Annotated in this window: 12 protein-coding genes; 7 read left to right on the plus strand and 5 right to left on the minus strand. The window is 56.1% G+C overall.

Annotation, left to right across the window (positions count from 1 at the left end):
• The first annotated feature begins 116 nt into the window (after positions 1-116).
• Entirely contained in the window at positions 117-2,585 is a 2,469-nt protein-coding gene (locus tag RBB76_RS25150; protein ID WP_429633872.1) for an ATP-dependent Clp protease ATP-binding subunit, read from the plus strand.
• Positions 2,586-2,723: 138 nt separating this feature from the next.
• Here RBB76_RS25150 and RBB76_RS25155 read toward each other — a convergent pair whose 3' ends face one another.
• Complete coding sequence (locus RBB76_RS25155) at positions 2,724-3,020, minus strand: YtxH domain-containing protein (protein WP_429633874.1); 297 nt, start codon at positions 3,018-3,020, stop codon at positions 2,724-2,726.
• A 291-nt stretch (positions 3,021-3,311) separates the two neighbouring features.
• Positions 3,312-4,028, minus strand: coding sequence for a uracil-DNA glycosylase (locus RBB76_RS25160; protein ID WP_429633876.1), 717 nt, complete (start codon positions 4,026-4,028; stop codon positions 3,312-3,314).
• Between the two features lie 189 nt (positions 4,029-4,217).
• On the opposite strand from RBB76_RS25160, the gene RBB76_RS25165 reads away from it, so the two are divergent.
• The 5 genes from RBB76_RS25165 to lon all read left to right on the plus strand — a co-directional run bounded on the left by RBB76_RS25165 (position 4,218) and on the right by lon (position 11,834).
• Complete coding sequence (locus tag RBB76_RS25165) at positions 4,218-5,462, plus strand: aldose 1-epimerase (RefSeq protein ID WP_429633973.1); 1,245 nt, start codon at positions 4,218-4,220, stop codon at positions 5,460-5,462.
• A gap of 200 nt (positions 5,463-5,662) precedes the next feature.
• Entirely contained in the window at positions 5,663-7,075 is a 1,413-nt protein-coding gene (gene tig, locus RBB76_RS25170) for a trigger factor (RefSeq protein ID WP_429633878.1), read from the plus strand.
• Between the two features lie 15 nt (positions 7,076-7,090).
• A complete protein-coding gene (clpP, locus tag RBB76_RS25175; RefSeq protein ID WP_256369948.1) occupies positions 7,091-7,711 on the plus strand; it encodes an ATP-dependent Clp endopeptidase proteolytic subunit ClpP in 621 nt (206 codons plus the stop codon).
• A 166-nt stretch (positions 7,712-7,877) separates the two neighbouring features.
• Positions 7,878-9,164, plus strand: coding sequence for an ATP-dependent Clp protease ATP-binding subunit ClpX (clpX, locus tag RBB76_RS25180; RefSeq protein WP_429633880.1), 1,287 nt, complete (start codon positions 7,878-7,880; stop codon positions 9,162-9,164).
• A gap of 243 nt (positions 9,165-9,407) precedes the next feature.
• Complete coding sequence (gene lon, locus RBB76_RS25185) at positions 9,408-11,834, plus strand: endopeptidase La (RefSeq protein ID WP_429633882.1); 2,427 nt, start codon at positions 9,408-9,410, stop codon at positions 11,832-11,834.
• 74 nt (positions 11,835-11,908) lie between these two features.
• On the opposite strand, the gene RBB76_RS25190 is transcribed toward lon, so the two are convergent.
• The gene (locus RBB76_RS25190; protein WP_183980309.1) at positions 11,909-12,058 is read right to left on the minus strand and encodes a lmo0937 family membrane protein; all 150 of its coding nucleotides are present in this window, start codon (positions 12,056-12,058) and stop codon (positions 11,909-11,911) included.
• Between the two features lie 298 nt (positions 12,059-12,356).
• Between RBB76_RS25190 and RBB76_RS25195 the strand changes: the two genes are divergently transcribed.
• Positions 12,357-13,241: an alpha/beta fold hydrolase gene (locus RBB76_RS25195; protein WP_429633886.1), complete on the plus strand. Its 885-nt coding sequence runs from the start codon at positions 12,357-12,359 to the stop codon at positions 13,239-13,241.
• Between the two features lie 65 nt (positions 13,242-13,306).
• Here RBB76_RS25195 and RBB76_RS25200 read toward each other — a convergent pair whose 3' ends face one another.
• Entirely contained in the window at positions 13,307-13,588 is a 282-nt protein-coding gene (locus tag RBB76_RS25200) for a MoaD/ThiS family protein (RefSeq protein WP_429633888.1), read from the minus strand.
• Positions 13,588-14,868 carry a threonine synthase gene (gene thrC, locus RBB76_RS25205; RefSeq protein ID WP_429633889.1) on the minus strand — a complete coding sequence of 427 codons (1,281 nt, stop codon included), beginning with the start codon at positions 14,866-14,868 and terminating at the stop codon, positions 13,588-13,590. Before thrC ends, RBB76_RS25200 begins: the two co-directional genes overlap by 1 nt.
• Positions 14,869-14,950: the final 82 nt, after the last annotated feature.

The following is a 14,950-nucleotide window of genomic DNA, read 5'->3' on the forward strand; positions in this document are numbered from 1 at the left end:
TCGTAGGTTGAAGTAGCCTGAGTGGTCTCCGGGAGCGAGCGGCACGGAGACGGTTGTTGGGACCAACGGCGCTATGCGGCCTTCGGGCTGGGTGGTGACCGGCTTGAAGGGGATATATGTTCGAACGCTATACGGAGAAGGCGCGGCGGGTGATCTTTTTTGCCCGCTATGAGGCCAGTCAGTTTGGGTCGCCTTACATCGAGACCGAGCATCTTCTGCTTGGGTTGCTGCGTGAGGACAAGGCTTTGACGAACCGCTTTTTGCGGTCGCACGCATCGGTGGAGTCGATCCGCAAACAGATTGAAGGGCACACGACGATTCGGGAGAAGGTATCGACCTCGGTCGATCTGCCGCTGTCGAATGAATGCAAGCGGGTGTTGGCGTATGCGGCGGAAGAGGCAGAACGGCTGTCGCATAAACATATAGGGACCGAGCATCTGCTGCTGGGACTTCTGCGCGAAGAGAAGTGCTTTGCCGCAGAGATTCTGCAGGAGCGAGGATTGCGGCTGCCGGCAATTCGCGAAGAACTTCAGCGGACGACGCAGGAGAAGGCTCCTTCGTCGAGTGGAAGCAAGGGACAGCGCGGCGAACAGAGCATGCTGGCGGAGTTTTCGCGAGATCTGACGCAGTCGGCGATGGACCAGCAGCTGGATCCGTTGGTCGGGCGCGATAGCGAAGTTGATCGTGTGATTCAGATTCTGTGCCGGCGTACGAAAAATAATCCGGTGTTGATTGGTGAGCCTGGAGTGGGTAAGACCGCGATTGTTGAAGGGCTGGCGCAGAAGATTGCCGATGGCGAGGTGCCTAGCTTCCTTGCCGACAAGCGGGTGCTGGCGCTGGATCTTTCGTTGATCGTTGCGGGCACGAAGTATCGCGGGCAGTTTGAAGAGCGGCTGAAGACGATCATGAAGGAGCTGATGGAGAATCAGAACTCCATTGTGTTCATCGATGAGTTGCATACCCTGGTTGGGGCTGGTTCGGCGGAGGGTTCGCTTGATGCAGCGAACATTCTGAAGCCGGCGTTGAGCCGCGGTGAGATTCAGTGCATCGGCGCGACGACCCCTGCGGAGTATCGGAAATCGATCGAGAAGGACCGTTCCCTTGAGCGCAGATTCCAGGCGGTGAAGGTTCCTCCGCCAAACGAGGAAGATGCGATCAAGATCATCATGGGAATCAAAGAGAAGTACGAGAAGTTCCATGCGGTGAGCTATACCGACGACGCGATTACGTTCTCGGTGTCGCACTCCAGTCGTTATATTCCTGATCGCTTCCTGCCGGATAAGGCGATCGACTTGATCGATGAAGCGGGTGCTCGGGTGAAGCTGCGGCAGACCTCGATGCCTGAGGAACTGACCGAGGTGCAGAAGCGGATCAAGTTCATCGTGCACCGGATGGAGAACGCGATTGCGAATCATGAGTTCGAGAAGGCTCGGTTCTACTCGGATGAAGAGCGCAAGGAGCGGGAGAATCTGCGGGCGCTCCGGGACAAGTATCACCTGGATGATTCTTCGGCGGGGATCGTGACGCGCGGGGATATCGAAGACGTGGTGAGCCGCTGGACTGGCGTTCCGATTACTTCGTTGAAGGAAGAGGAGACGCAGCGGTTGCTGCGCGTTGAGGAAGAGCTGCACAAGCGCGTGATCTCGCAGGATAAGGCAATCTCGGCGCTGGCGCGGGCGATTCGACGGTCACGTGCCGGGTTGAAAAATCCTGCGCGGCCGATTGGAAGCTTCCTGTTCCTTGGGCCTACCGGCGTGGGCAAGACGGAGATGGCGCGGACGCTGGCGCAGTTCCTGTTTGGCAGCGAGAAGGCTCTGATTCGCTTTGATATGTCGGAGTTCATGGAGAAGCACTCCGTTAGCAAACTGATCGGTTCGCCACCGGGTTATGTGGGCTACGAAGAGGGTGGTCAGCTTACCGAGCGAGTGAAGCGGAATCCGTACTGCGTGGTGCTGCTCGATGAGATTGAGAAGGCCCATCCGGATGTATTCAATCTGCTATTGCAGGTGTTTGAAGACGGGCAGCTGACGGATGGACTCGGCAATACGGTCGACTACAAGAACACGATCATCATCATGACCTCGAATATTGGAGCGAAGCATCTGCAGAAGCGGCAGGGTCTTGGCTTCCAAAGCGAAAAGGAAGACATGGTGCTGGACAAGATGGAAGAACTGGTGCGAGGCGAGGTGAAACGGACCTTCAATCCAGAGTTCCTGAATCGGTTGGACGAGATCATCATCTTCACGTCGCTGTCGGATGCGGACCTGATGCAGATTCTCGAACTGCTGGTGCAGCAGTTGAACGTGAACCTGGTGCACAAGGCGATCACGATCTCTGTAACCGACGATGCGAAGAAGTGGATCATCGAGAAGACGGCGTCGGATCGAAGCTATGGTGCGCGACCTTTGCGTCGAGCGCTACAGCGGTTTGTTGAGGATCCTCTGTCGGAGGCTTTGATCGGCGGCGGGATTGTTGAGCGTCCAGCGTTCCTTGAGGTTTACATGGAGAACAACAAGCTGTTCTATCGTCCCATCTCTGCCGATGGCGAGGAGAAGCTAGCTGGGCTTGAACTTACTACTGTTTAGGTCAGAAAATGGTGAACGAAAAGCCCCAGCTACTTTGCTGGGGCTTTTCATTTGGAATCGTGGCTTAACGTGCAACATCCCGAAGAGGCTCGGGATGTTGCACCTTCCAGAGAAGGCAGATTGGTACAGTGAAAAACTCTAGACCAGCGATTGAGCGGTCTTTACAACACTGTTGACGGCGTCGCCTGCCTTGTCGGCTGCGTATTCCACTTGGCCCTTGGTTCGCTTAATAGCCTTTTGAGCCTCATCGCTGAGGCGCTCGGCTTGAGCCTTCAGGTAGTTGCCTGCATCCTCCAGATAATCGCCAGCGTTCTCCGCCCTTTTGCGGATCTGCTTGCGGGTTTTGACTCCAGTTTGAGGAGCATAGAGGAGAGCGATTGCGGCCCCCGCGGAAACGCCGATTCCGAAGGCAAGCCAGTAGTTCTTTGCACTCATTCGAATACCTCGTGCGAGATTTTACGTCTCTGGGTAAGTAAGATTCGCAGGGGTAGCATTTGGTTGGTTGTTTCTTGATATTGCTAAGCGTTTGAAGCAGTTACGAGGAATCTCTCAAGATAATGGCGAAGCGGCTCCCTAATTTTGTATGTCTGCGAAGACCCAGGAGCGGCACGCTACATTGTGGAAGAGGTGAGTGATGAGAGACGTTGTGATCGCACTTGTTTTTCTTGCAATGATCGTGGGGCCTGCTTTTTTTGCTTTGGACCTATTCGGTGAAAAGAACCAGCTTTAGACAGAGAGTCCGGCCAGTTCCCTTGCCCGTAGAAAGACGCGCGTGAACATGACGCGGTTCAGGCGACCGGTGTTGGTGTTACGCAGGGAAGGGTGGTAGGTGGCGAGAAGATGCAGGCCGTTCGGTAGAGGATATTCGGCTCCGTGCGAGAAGTGGTAGTCAGATTTGCGAGTGATGACGCCGGTTTGCAAGAGGAGGGCCATATATCCATCGAAAGCAATCTTTCCGAGGCACACGACGACACGTACGCGCGGCAGGGCCTGGATCTCCTGGGCGAGGTGGGTGCCGCAGTTGCGAATCTCCTGCGGGAGAGGCTTGTCGCCGGGCGGGGCGCAGCGGACGACGGAAGCGATCCACGCGTGACGAAGCTTGAGGCCATCGTCGCGGGTTACGGCGCGGGGCTTGCTGGCTAGCCCGAGTTCGTGGAGGACCGGATACATGAAGTCGCCGGAGCCGTCACCGGTGAATGGACGGCCAGTGCGGTTGGCTCCATGAGCACCTGGGGCGAGACCGAGGATCAAGATTCGGGCTCGAGAATCGCCGAAGCCGGGTACAGGGCGTGACCAGTAGGTCTGATCGAGGTAGGCGCGGCGTTTGGTTTCGCCGATACCACGACAGTAATCGCGAAGGCGTGGGCACCGCTCGCAAGTGATGATGGTTTCACGAATCTGCAGCAGGAGTGGAGACGTACTTTGTGTATTGGCTGGCGTCACTTTTCTAATGATAGTTGGAGGCAGACGGTCGGGACGATGGGTGCGTCAAACAACTCAGTAGAATGATGCTTGTATGTCACGACGGGAATAGGCGGGAAGTTGGAAGATCCGAGACTGAGCAGGATGTATTGGGCGCTCCTGAAGGAGTGGGCCGCTAAGCGTCGCAGAAGCATATGGCACGTGGCAGTGATGCGCTCCGGCATGCTGACTGTGCTGGTTTTGACGTTGCTGCTGGCGGGTTTGGCCTTTGGATGGCGAACCCACAGATTGGGACAGTTTGCGATGCTGAAGAAGCAGCTTCAGGCCAAGCCGAAGCCGGATGTGGTGTTTCGTCCGGGTGGGCAGGAGGTTATCAAACTGCAGCGCACGCAGATGATAGGTGGAAGCGGCCCCGAGTTTCTGTCGGCTACTCTGCTGCCGGGGCGTGGGATGAACATGCTGCAGATTTCTGCCTATCTTCCACAGAAGGGCGAGATGAATCTGCTTGCCTCGCCGCCATTGAGCGAAGCGACGGAACAGTTGAGCGGCGCTGGGGTGGATGCTACAGGAGCAAAGAGCCTGGCGATGGGCGCGGCGATTGAAACGCCCTGGGCAGGCCGTCTCTCGGGGACACGGACACCGGATGGGGCGGACGTGACGGCTGTATGGCGAGGAGTTCATTTGAACCTGCCGACGGGCGTGAAGGATAGCTATGGGCTGGATGGTGCGGTAGCCGCCGGCGGCCTGCTGCTGAAGGAGCCTTCCACCTCGGTGAACACCAATATTATGCCGGATGGAGGAGAGGCGAAAGCAACGTTTCGGCCGGGGAATTTTGATGGCCACTGGCTCTCGCAAACGGAGATTACTACGACCGTGGAGCTAAGCGGAAGGGCGATTGAATTGCGGATCGTCGCCCATAATATCGGCGATACTGCAGAGCCGATCGGGATCGGCTGGCACCCGAGGTTTGCCATTCTTAGCGGACATCGCGGGCAGATGGTTCTGCGACTGCCAGAGGGGCTTCGAGCAGAAGTGAAGGATCGCCGCACCGGTGAGCTGAGTGGACGCCTACTGCCGGTTACGGGGACCGAGTATGACTTTACGGGCAGGAATGGAGCCCAACTGGGCGCCCTGAATCTCGACGATAGCTTTGTGCAGTTGAAGCGGGGCATCATGACGGATGGGCCGGTAGCGGAGTTGCGCGATCCGGAGAGCGATTATGGGCTGCGTATCACGGCAACGTCACCTACCATCAAGGCTTTGCGGGTGTACGCACCGCTCGATGGATCGTATATTTCGATCGAGCCACAGTATAACTACGACGATCCCTTCGGGCGAGAGTGGGCCAAACAGGAAGATACCGGAATGGTGGTGCTGCAGCCGGGGCAGTCAACCCAGTGGAGGATTCGGTTAGAGATATTCTCCCTGAGTTCGGCCTCGCCGGAGCACTTTTAGAGCAGCTTTTCCGTGGATGGAGCGATTGGATTGCGGCTTCTGATCGACCGGAAGAGATCGAAAGATGGGACGACGTTTGACCCCCTCAGTCCCGGACTCGTACAGTAGATAAGAGGCGTGGATCGCGCTCGTCAGGGTATCGGCGACGGTGCGGCATAAACAGACGCTGACTGGAAGGCATGGATTTGACCCCGACTGAGATGACAGAGACAAATGAGACTGCAGAGCTGCAGCCAGAAGTAGCGACTACGCATGAGCATGAACATCATGACCACGCTCACGACCATGAGCATACGCATCAGCATGCTCCCGCACTGAACCCCGAACTGACCCGCGAGATTGAGGTGGAGGTTGGAGCGGATGAGGTGTCGAAGAGCTTCAAGACCGTGGTGAAACGGTACCAGAAGCTGGCGAGAATCCCTGGCTTTCGCGCAGGCAAGGTACCGGAGACACTGGTGCGCTCGAAGTTTGCCAAGGAAGTTCGACAAGAGGTTTTGGAGAGCCTGGTGTCGGAGCGTTTTCGCAAGGCAATCGACGAACAGAAGCTGCGTCCTGTGTCGGAGCCACAGTTGCTGGATCTTCAGCTTTTCGATGGACAGCCGTTGAAGTTCAAGGCTGCGTTTGAAGTCGCTCCAGAGATCGACGTTGCGGGCTACGACAGTGTTTCGGTGACGAAGTCTGAGGCTGCGTTGACCGACGAGGAGTACGCCGCCGAGTTGGCTCGTGTGCTGGACAGCCACGCAACCGTTGAGCCGGTGGAAGAAGATCGGCCGCTGGTGGATGGCGACTGGGCGGAGATCCAGTTCCGCGGCGACATTAAGGATCTGGCGCAGACGGTGACCGAGGATGGAGTGCAGAACGCTTCGACCAACGAACCGATTACGGGCGAGAATGTGCTGATCGAGATTGGCGGGAAGAATACGCTGGCTGCCTTCAACGAAGCGCTGCGCGGAGCGAAAGCTGGGCAGGAGCTGAAGTTTGAGGTGGACTATCCGGCGGACTTCGGCGAGCGGCGTCTTGCAGGACAGACGGTGAGCTACGACGTGACCGTGAAGGGCATCAAGCATAAGAGCTTCCCTGAGCGGGATGCGGAGTTTGCCAAGCAGCTGGGTAACTATGAGAGCTGGGATGAGTTCGAGACGAAGCTGCGCGAGCATGCGTCGGATCGCAAGAAGAGCGCCCTCGAGAATGCTGCGAAGGACAAGATGCTCGGAGAATTCATCGAGAAGTTCCAGTTCCCTGTTCCTGAGGCGTTCGTGCAGCAACAGATCGAGGCACGGCTGGATCGCGGGCTGCGTGCGTTGGCGCAACAGGGCATGAAGGTGGAGGATATGCGCAAGCTGGACTTCCAGCAGTTGCGCGCCTCTCAGCGTGATCTCGCTCTGAACGAGGTGAAGGTTTCGATGATCCTCGACCGCATTGCCGAGGTGGAGGGTGTCACGCTGAGCGAGGAGGATCTGGAGCGCGAGCTGTTGTTGCTCTCGATTCAATCGCGTGAACCACTGGAGACCCTTCGTGACAGGCTGTCGAACGATGGCGGGCTGGACCGGATTCGCGAGCAGATGCGGCGCGAGAAGACTGGAAGCGTGCTCTACGAGAAGCTGGCTTCGTAGAGTGAAGTTGTCGGATTGCTAACGGACAGAAAGAAAGAGAGTGTTATGGGACTAGTACCGATGGTGATCGAGCAGACGAGCCGGGGCGAACGCGCCTACGACATTTACAGCCGTCTGCTGCGGGACAACATCATTTTTCTGGGCACACCGATCGATGACAATATTGCCAATGTGATCATTGCGCAGATGCTGTTTTTGAGCGGCGAGGACCCGGAGAAGGACATTCAGCTCTACATCAACTCGCCAGGTGGATCGATCACAGCCGGCCTGGCGATCTATGACACGATGCAGTACATCAAAAACGATGTGGTGACCTTCTGCATTGGGCAGGCTGCCAGCATGGGTGCGTTTTTGTTGATGGCGGGTAAGAAAGGCAAGCGATTTGCTCTACCGAACTCGCGAATCCTGATCCATCAGCCTTCGATGGGGGGCCTGAGCGGTCAGGCTACCGATATCGACATTCACGCGCGCGAGATTCTGCGGATTCGCGAGATTACGAACAAGCTGATGAGCGCCAGCACGGGCCAGACGCTGGAACGGATCGAGCGGGATGTGGAGCGCGACTTCATTATGACGGCCGCGCAGTCGAAAGAGTACGGGATTATCGACGACATCATCGATCGGCCTCGCACATAACTACGGCACTTGGATTGCAAGAGCCCGAGCCTATGGTTCGGGCTCTTGCGTATATGACTATTTCGGGGTACTGTGGTGCACCCTCGAACCATGCTTTGTAAGTTGAATCGGGTGTAAACTTACAGTAAGACTTTGTTGCGCGCACGACTCAGGAGTAGTCGCATCTATGAAAACTTCACGGGGCTCAGACGAATCTCTTCGCTGTTCTTTCTGCCATAAATCGCAGGACGCCGTCGCCAAGCTGATCTCATCTCCTTCGGACTATCCACGGGCTTATATCTGCGATGAGTGCGTGGCGGTTTGCAACTCGATTCTGGAAGACGATCGCACTGAAACGCAGCCAGGTGCAGCGCCTGCTCACTTGCCTAAGCCTCAGGAGGTAAAGGCGTTTCTGGATGAGTACGTGATCGGACAGGACCAGACGAAGAAGAAGCTCGCAGTGGCGGTCTACAACCACTACAAGCGCATTCAGATGAACAAGACCCGCGGCAACGATGTGGAACTGGCGAAGTCGAATATTCTCCTGGTAGGACCAACGGGCTCAGGTAAGACGTTGCTGGCACAGACGATGGCGAAGATGCTGGATGTGCCGTTCGCGATTGTGGACGCCACCACGTTGACTGAGGCTGGATACGTGGGCGAAGACGTTGAGAACATCATTCTGAAGCTGCTGCAGGCAGCAGACGGAGACGTGCAGCGGGCACAGAGCGGGATCATCTACATCGACGAGATTGACAAGATCGGACGCAAGGATGAAAACCCCTCGATTACCCGTGACGTTTCGGGTGAGGGAGTACAGCAGGCCCTGTTGAAGCTGTTGGAGGGTACTGTCGCCAATGTGCCACCTCAGGGAGGACGAAAGCACCCCCACCAGGAGTTTACGGCTGTTGATACGACAAACATCCTCTTCATCTGCGGGGGAGCGTTTGTTGGCCTCGAGAAGGTGATTGGGCGACGGATTGGCAAGAAGGCACTGGGGTTCAAGGCAATTGCAGATCCCGACGCGAAAGACGGAGATGTAACCCCGATTCGGGCTCAGCGAGATGCAGAACTGCTGCGTCAGGCAGAGCCGCAGGATTTGTTGAAGTACGGGTTGATTCCAGAGTTTGTCGGCCGGTTGCCGGTGCTGGGGATCCTAGACGAGCTGGATGAGGTGGCCCTGGTAGAGATTCTGACCAAGCCACGCAATGCGATCTTGAAGCAGTATACGAAGCTATTCGACTACGAGGGCGTGAAGGTCATCTTCACCGACGAGGCTGCGCGAGAGATCGCTCGTGAGGCCCTGCAGCGAAAGGTTGGAGCTCGCGGTCTGCGGATGATTCTGGAAGAGTTGATGCTGGATCTGATGTATTACGTTCCGGGGAACAAGAAGGTCAAAGAGCTTTCCATCACAGCGGAGATGGTGAAGAAACACAGTCTGACTCTCCCAATGCTATTGGAAAAAGCGGGTTAAGGAAGTGCGTGGTTGTGGAGCGCGGATTGCTACGTATTGTTGGGTTTAGTTGTTTTTTTGATGTTCAGTGTGTCGCAACGGCTTAAGCTGTCGTTGCGATTGCTGCTTAAGAGCGGATTGCGGTTTCAATTTTCATCGGGCGCATTTTGTGGAATACCTTTATAAGGTCCGAGGAATTACAATCACCTGAAGCCGCGACGCCGTTGCATCATTTCCGGCGTTTTAACGTCTAATTGGAGAGAGATGACAAATCAACCAAAAAAAGCGCTAAGCGGCGATGTTCGCAAGCTTCCGATGATGCCCATTCGTGACATGGTCATCTTTCCGCATATGATGACGCCTTTTGTCGTTGGACGCGAGTCCAGCGTACGGGCTCTGGAAGAGGCGCTATCGGGTGACCGGAAGATCTTTCTTGCGACGCAGCACGACGCCTCCGTGGACGAGCCGAATGCCGACGATATCTACGAGACGGGAACGATTGGCAACATCGTTCAGAGCGTCAAAATGCCGGATGGCAACATTAAGGTGCTGGTTGAGGGTGTGGAGCGGGCTCGCGCGACTGAGATCAATGATGTCGATGGCTTCTTTGTAGCGACGGTTCGTACCGGCCAGACGCAACTGGAGATGACTCCCCAGGTGGAGCAGTTGATGCAGCGAGTCCACTCACTGTTTGAGCAGTATGTGAAGCTGCAGCAGTCGTTGAACTACGAGACGATGGCGGCGAGTGTGCGCGCGGATGAGCCTGCCAAGCTGGCAGATACGATCGCAGCGAACCTGCAGCTCTCTATCGAGGAGAAGCAGCAGCTGCTCGAAGTTTTCGATCCGGAAAACCGACTGACCAAGGTTGCGGATGTGCTTGATGTGGCCATCGAAAAGCTGAATATGGATCGCACCATTCAGTCGCGTGTAAAGCGGCAGATGGAGAAGGCTCAGAAGGAGTACTACCTCAACGAGAAGATCAAGGCGATCCAGAAGGAGCTTGGTCGGGGAGAGAAGTCGGAGTTCGATGAGCTGAAGAAGAAGATTGAAGCAGCAGCGATGCCGAAGGACGTTTTGGAGAAGTCGCTTCAGGAGCTGAAGAAGTTGGAGGCGATGCCCCCAATGTCGGCTGAGTCTACCGTGTCGCGGAACTATCTGGACTGGTTGCTGGCTGTGCCCTGGAAGAAGCGGTCGAAGGAGATTCGCTCGATCGAGCATGCAGAACAGATTTTGAACGAAGATCACTACGGGCTGGAGAAGATCAAGGAACGGATTCTTGAGTTCCTTGCGGTTCGTCAGCTGGTGAAGAATCCTAAGGGATCGATCCTCTGCTTTGTCGGACCTCCGGGTGTGGGAAAGACTTCGCTGGGGATGTCGATTGCCAAAGCTACGGGCCGTAAGTTCGTGCGGCTGTCGCTCGGCGGCGTTCGGGATGAAGCCGAGATTCGCGGTCATCGAAGGACATATATTGGTGCGCTGCCGGGGCAGATTATCCAGTCGATGAAGAAGGCTGGGACCAAGAATCCGGTGTTCATGCTGGATGAGATAGACAAGATGGCTTCGGACTTTCGTGGCGATCCGGCGAGTGCTTTGCTCGAGGTGCTGGATCCGGAGCAGAATACGTCGTTCCAGGATCATTATCTGGACGTTGAATACGACCTGTCGCAGGTTTTGTTCGTCGCGACAGCGAATGTGCTGCATACGATTCCGGGCCCGCTGCAGGATCGCATGGAGATTTTACGGCTGCATGGCTATACCGAGATCGAAAAGCTGGAGATCGCGAAGCAGTACCTGGTGAAGAAGCAGCGGGAAGCCACTGGGCTGACGGACGAGCAGATCATCTTCGAAGACGACGCCCTGAAGCAGATTATTCGTGGCTATACTCGCGAGGCTGGCGTCAGGAATCTGGAACGCGAGATCGGGAATGTGTGCCGTAAGGTTGCTCGTCGTGTGGTGAAGAACGGCGCGGAACATAAGGAAACCATCACCGGAGAGAATCTCGGGGACATCCTAGGCGTCGCGAAGTTCCGCGACTCGCAGGTGCATGAGAAGAGTGAGGTAGGTCTTGTCACAGGCCTTGCCTGGACGGAGATGGGCGGGACGATTCTGCAAACCGAGGTGCAGGTGCTCGATGGCAAAGGCAAGATGACTGCCACCGGGCAGCTTGGTGATGTAATGCAGGAGTCGGCCCAGGCTGCGCTGACGTATATTCGTTCGCGCTCTCATCATCTGGGTTTAGCGAAGGATTTTTATAAGAACGTGGATATCCATGTGCACGTACCGGAGGGAGCGATTCCGAAGGATGGTCCGTCGGCTGGCATTACGCTCGCTACGGGGCTTGCGAGTGCTCTTACTAAGATCAAGGTTCGGCGCGACATTGCGATGACCGGTGAGATCACGCTGCGGGGCAAGGTGCTTCCCATCGGCGGGTTGAAGGAAAAGCTGTTGGCCGCGCATCGGGCTGGAATCTTCGAAGCAATTCTGCCGGAGGAGAACCGCAAGGATATGGCAGATCTTCCTGAGTTGCTCAAGACCAGCATGAAGCTGCATTTTGTCGAGGAGATGGACCAGGTGCTAAAGCTGGCGCTTGAAGGCAATCTGCCCGAACTGCAGGAAGAGACTCCTGAAGCGCTCGCAAACGTCATGCCTTCAGCTGGGATCGAGCTCCCTCAGCCTATCGCTCATCAGTAGAGTTTAGGCAGTTCAACAACAAGGCCGAGCCCAGATGGGTTCGGCCTTTAACTTGGAGACTAGTTCATTTCGAGCTAAACGGTGCGTCTGCCACTAACAAAATTCATGATGATCGAGATCAAAGCAAAGATCAGCAGCAGATGAATGAGGAAGCTGCTCACGTGAAGAACGAAGAACCCTCCAAGCCAAAGCAATACCAAAACAACAGCCAAAATGAGAAACATAAGTGACCTTCTTTCTTACTACAAATTGCCGCGGGTCGCGGTATGGCTACAGGTGATATGAGGTGTTTTGGCGCTGAATCGTTGCTCCTGCAGCCAGAAATATCGTTGCGGGAGGTGAATCTCTAGCTAAAAAGCAGGCTAATCGCGCAGGTTCGGCTTGGTATCTTCCTTACTTCCCATTTTTCCGGCATCGTTCTTGCTCTCTGAATGCTCTAACCAGCGTATTCGGTAAGGGCCCATGGAAAATGTTGGGGTGACTTTCGTCATCCCTGCAAATTTATTGAAATGGAGATGCACGATGACGACGCCCTCTTCTGCACGATTCCCTGTTCACTACAAAACGGTTCGCGTGAACGAACAAGACGTGTTCTACCGAGAGGCAGGACCAGAATCCGCGCCTACGATTCTTCTCCTCCACGGATTTCCGACTTCGTCGAATATGTTTCGTAATCTGATTCCGTTGCTTGCGAACTCATTCCACGTTGTAGCCCCTGACTATCCCGGATTTGGTTTGAGCAGTATGCCCGACCACAAGAGCTTTGCTTATACGTTTGAGAATCTGACAAACACTGTGGAGGGGTTCGTCCAGGCACTGAACCTCACGAAATATTCGCTTTACGTGATGGACTACGGCGCACCCATCGGTTATCGGCTTGCGTTGCGTTTGCCTGACCGGGTGCAGGCTCTCGTCGTCCAGAATGGCAACGCATATGAGGAGGGACTACTCGAATTTTGGAATCCGATCAAGAAGTATTGGGCTGAACCTACCCCGGAGAACCGGAAGGCACTCAATTTTCTGGTGGACCAAAAGTCGACCCAGTGGCAATACGAGACCGGAGTGGCCGACAAGACATTACTGGATCCGACCGCGTGGGTTTTAGATCAAGTCGGCCTGGACCGTCCTGGGAATCTCGACATACAGATGGATCTTTTTCTCTCGTATGGATCCAATGTGCCGCTCTACCCCGAGTTTCAGGCCTTCTTCCGCAAGTATCAGCCGCCCACTCTGATCGTCTGGGGCAAGAACGACTACATCTTTCCGCCTGAAGGTGCCGCCCCATATAGTCGCGATCTGAAGAATCTCGAGACGCATCTATTGGACACCGGCCACTTCGCCCTGGAGACGCACGGCGAAGAGATCGCGGATCGGATCAAAGGCTTTCTCCTGAAGCAGAAACCATGAAGTTGATCGAGTGATACGGCCATGAAGCATCTGTTCGATGCTCCGGCCGGGACGACTATTTCGGTTCAGACGGTTCCACCAGCGATGGAAGGGATAAGCATGATCTCGTCGCCCTCCTGAAAGGCGTAGGTTTCGCCACCGAGGAATCGGATATCTTCGTCGTTGACGTAGATGTTGATGAAGCGGCGTAGCTTGCCTTCTTCATCCTTGATCTGGGTCGACAGTGCGGGAAAGGTCTGATCGATATCGGCGATGAGGCCGGGGAGATTTGAAGCCGAGGAGCTGAAGTGCTTGCGGCCATCGGTGTGGCGGATGAAGGCAGTTGGAAGAGTAACTTTGATAGACATTAGAGGGCTCCTGCGGTGGTCAGTTCCGGTTCTGTGATTCCGTCGAGTTCGCGGAGGTAAGCGTCGAAGTCTGCTAACCGTGGGCGGACTGCGCGCTCCTGTTGGAAGCGACCGATGAGTGCGTCGGTGGTCTTGAGTCCGTTGCCAGTGATGCATGTGACCGTGGTCTCATTTGCCGAGATGCGGCCATCGGCGTAGAGGCGAGCCGTGACTGCCGTAGTGACACCGCCCGCAGTCTCGGTAAAGATGCCTTCGGTTTCGGCGAGTTCCTGAATGCCGGAGACGATTTCGACATCGGAGACGTCCTCCGCCCACCCGCCGCTGCTGCGGATCATCTTGGCGGCCGCGGGGCCGTCGGCGGGGTTGCCAATGGCCAGCGAGCGGGCGATGGTATTGGGGCGCTGGGGCTCAATGCCATCGGTTCCCTCTTTGACGGCGACCGAGATGGGCGAGCAGCCGGAGGCCTGGGCTCCAAAGAAGCGAACCGGCTTCTCTTCGACGAGGCCGAGGTAGATGAGTTCGTTGAAGGCTTTGCGAATTTTTCGGATGAGCGAGCCGCCGGCCATGGGGACGACGACGTTGTCGGGAAGACGCCAGCCGAGTTGTTCGGCGATCTCATAGCCGACGGTCTTCGAACCTTCGGCGTAGTAGGGGCGGAGGTTTACGTTGACGAGCCCCCAGGCGTACTCGTCGGCAATCTGGGTGCAGAGGCGATTGACGTGATCGTAGTTGCCGTCGATGCGGACCAGGCGCGCGCCGTAGACAAGGGTGTTGAGGATCTTGGCGGGCTCGAGGTCAGCGGGGACGAGGATGGTGGCCTTGAGGCCCAGGCGTGCGGCTTGCGCGGCGACTGAGTTGGCGAGATTGCCGGTAGAGGAGCAGCCGACGATGTCAAAGCCGAACTTCTGCGCGTTGGCTAAGGCGACCGAGACGACGCGATCTTTGAAGCTGAGGGTTGGGAAGCAGACGGCGTCGTTCTTGACGTAGAGATTGGCCGCACCGATTCGCTTGCCCAGATTTTTGGCGCGGACGAGAGGAGTAAAGCCTACGGGGAGATCGGGCTGGAAACCTTCCGGGATGGGGAGAAGAGCTGCATAGCGCCAGATGCTCGCTGGACCGGCTGCGATGTTTTCCTTGGTGAAAAGACCGCGGACGGCCTCAAGGTCATACGAAATTTCGAGGGGGGCTAGGCAATCGGGGCAGGCGGAGAGAGGTTGGTTGCCGAACCGCTTGCCACACTCGTTGCACTTCAGCTCATACCGGCTACAGGAGTAGTTCATCGTGCTCTTTCCGAGGGGAAAGGGGGAACTTTTTGCGCTTACTCTCTTGTTTTGGGGTTGCCGGATAGGCTGGGAAGGTGAA

This window comes from Tunturiibacter psychrotolerans, assembly GCF_051013365.1.
GTDB classification, from domain to species: domain Bacteria; phylum Acidobacteriota; class Terriglobia; order Terriglobales; family Acidobacteriaceae; genus Edaphobacter; species Edaphobacter psychrotolerans_A.

Coding starts and splice junctions, on each gene's coding strand:
- RBB76_RS25190 (WP_183980309.1), bottom strand. CDS start 12,058: ATGTTTCTCATTTTGGCTGTTGTTTTGGTATTGCTTTGGCTTGGAGGG.
- thrC (WP_429633889.1), bottom strand. CDS start 14,868: ATGAACTACTCCTGTAGCCGGTATGAGCTGAAGTGCAACGAGTGTGGC.
- RBB76_RS25155 (WP_429633874.1), bottom strand. CDS start 3,020: ATGAGTGCAAAGAACTACTGGCTTGCCTTCGGAATCGGCGTTTCCGCG.
- lon (WP_429633882.1), top strand. CDS start 9,408: ATGACAAATCAACCAAAAAAAGCGCTAAGCGGCGATGTTCGCAAGCTT.
- RBB76_RS25200 (WP_429633888.1), bottom strand. CDS start 13,588: ATGTCTATCAAAGTTACTCTTCCAACTGCCTTCATCCGCCACACCGAT.
- RBB76_RS25165 (WP_429633973.1), top strand. CDS start 4,218: ATGCGCTCCGGCATGCTGACTGTGCTGGTTTTGACGTTGCTGCTGGCG.
- RBB76_RS25195 (WP_429633886.1), top strand. CDS start 12,357: ATGACGACGCCCTCTTCTGCACGATTCCCTGTTCACTACAAAACGGTT.
- RBB76_RS25150 (WP_429633872.1), top strand. CDS start 117: ATGTTCGAACGCTATACGGAGAAGGCGCGGCGGGTGATCTTTTTTGCC.
- clpX (WP_429633880.1), top strand. CDS start 7,878: ATGAAAACTTCACGGGGCTCAGACGAATCTCTTCGCTGTTCTTTCTGC.
- tig (WP_429633878.1), top strand. CDS start 5,663: ATGACAGAGACAAATGAGACTGCAGAGCTGCAGCCAGAAGTAGCGACT.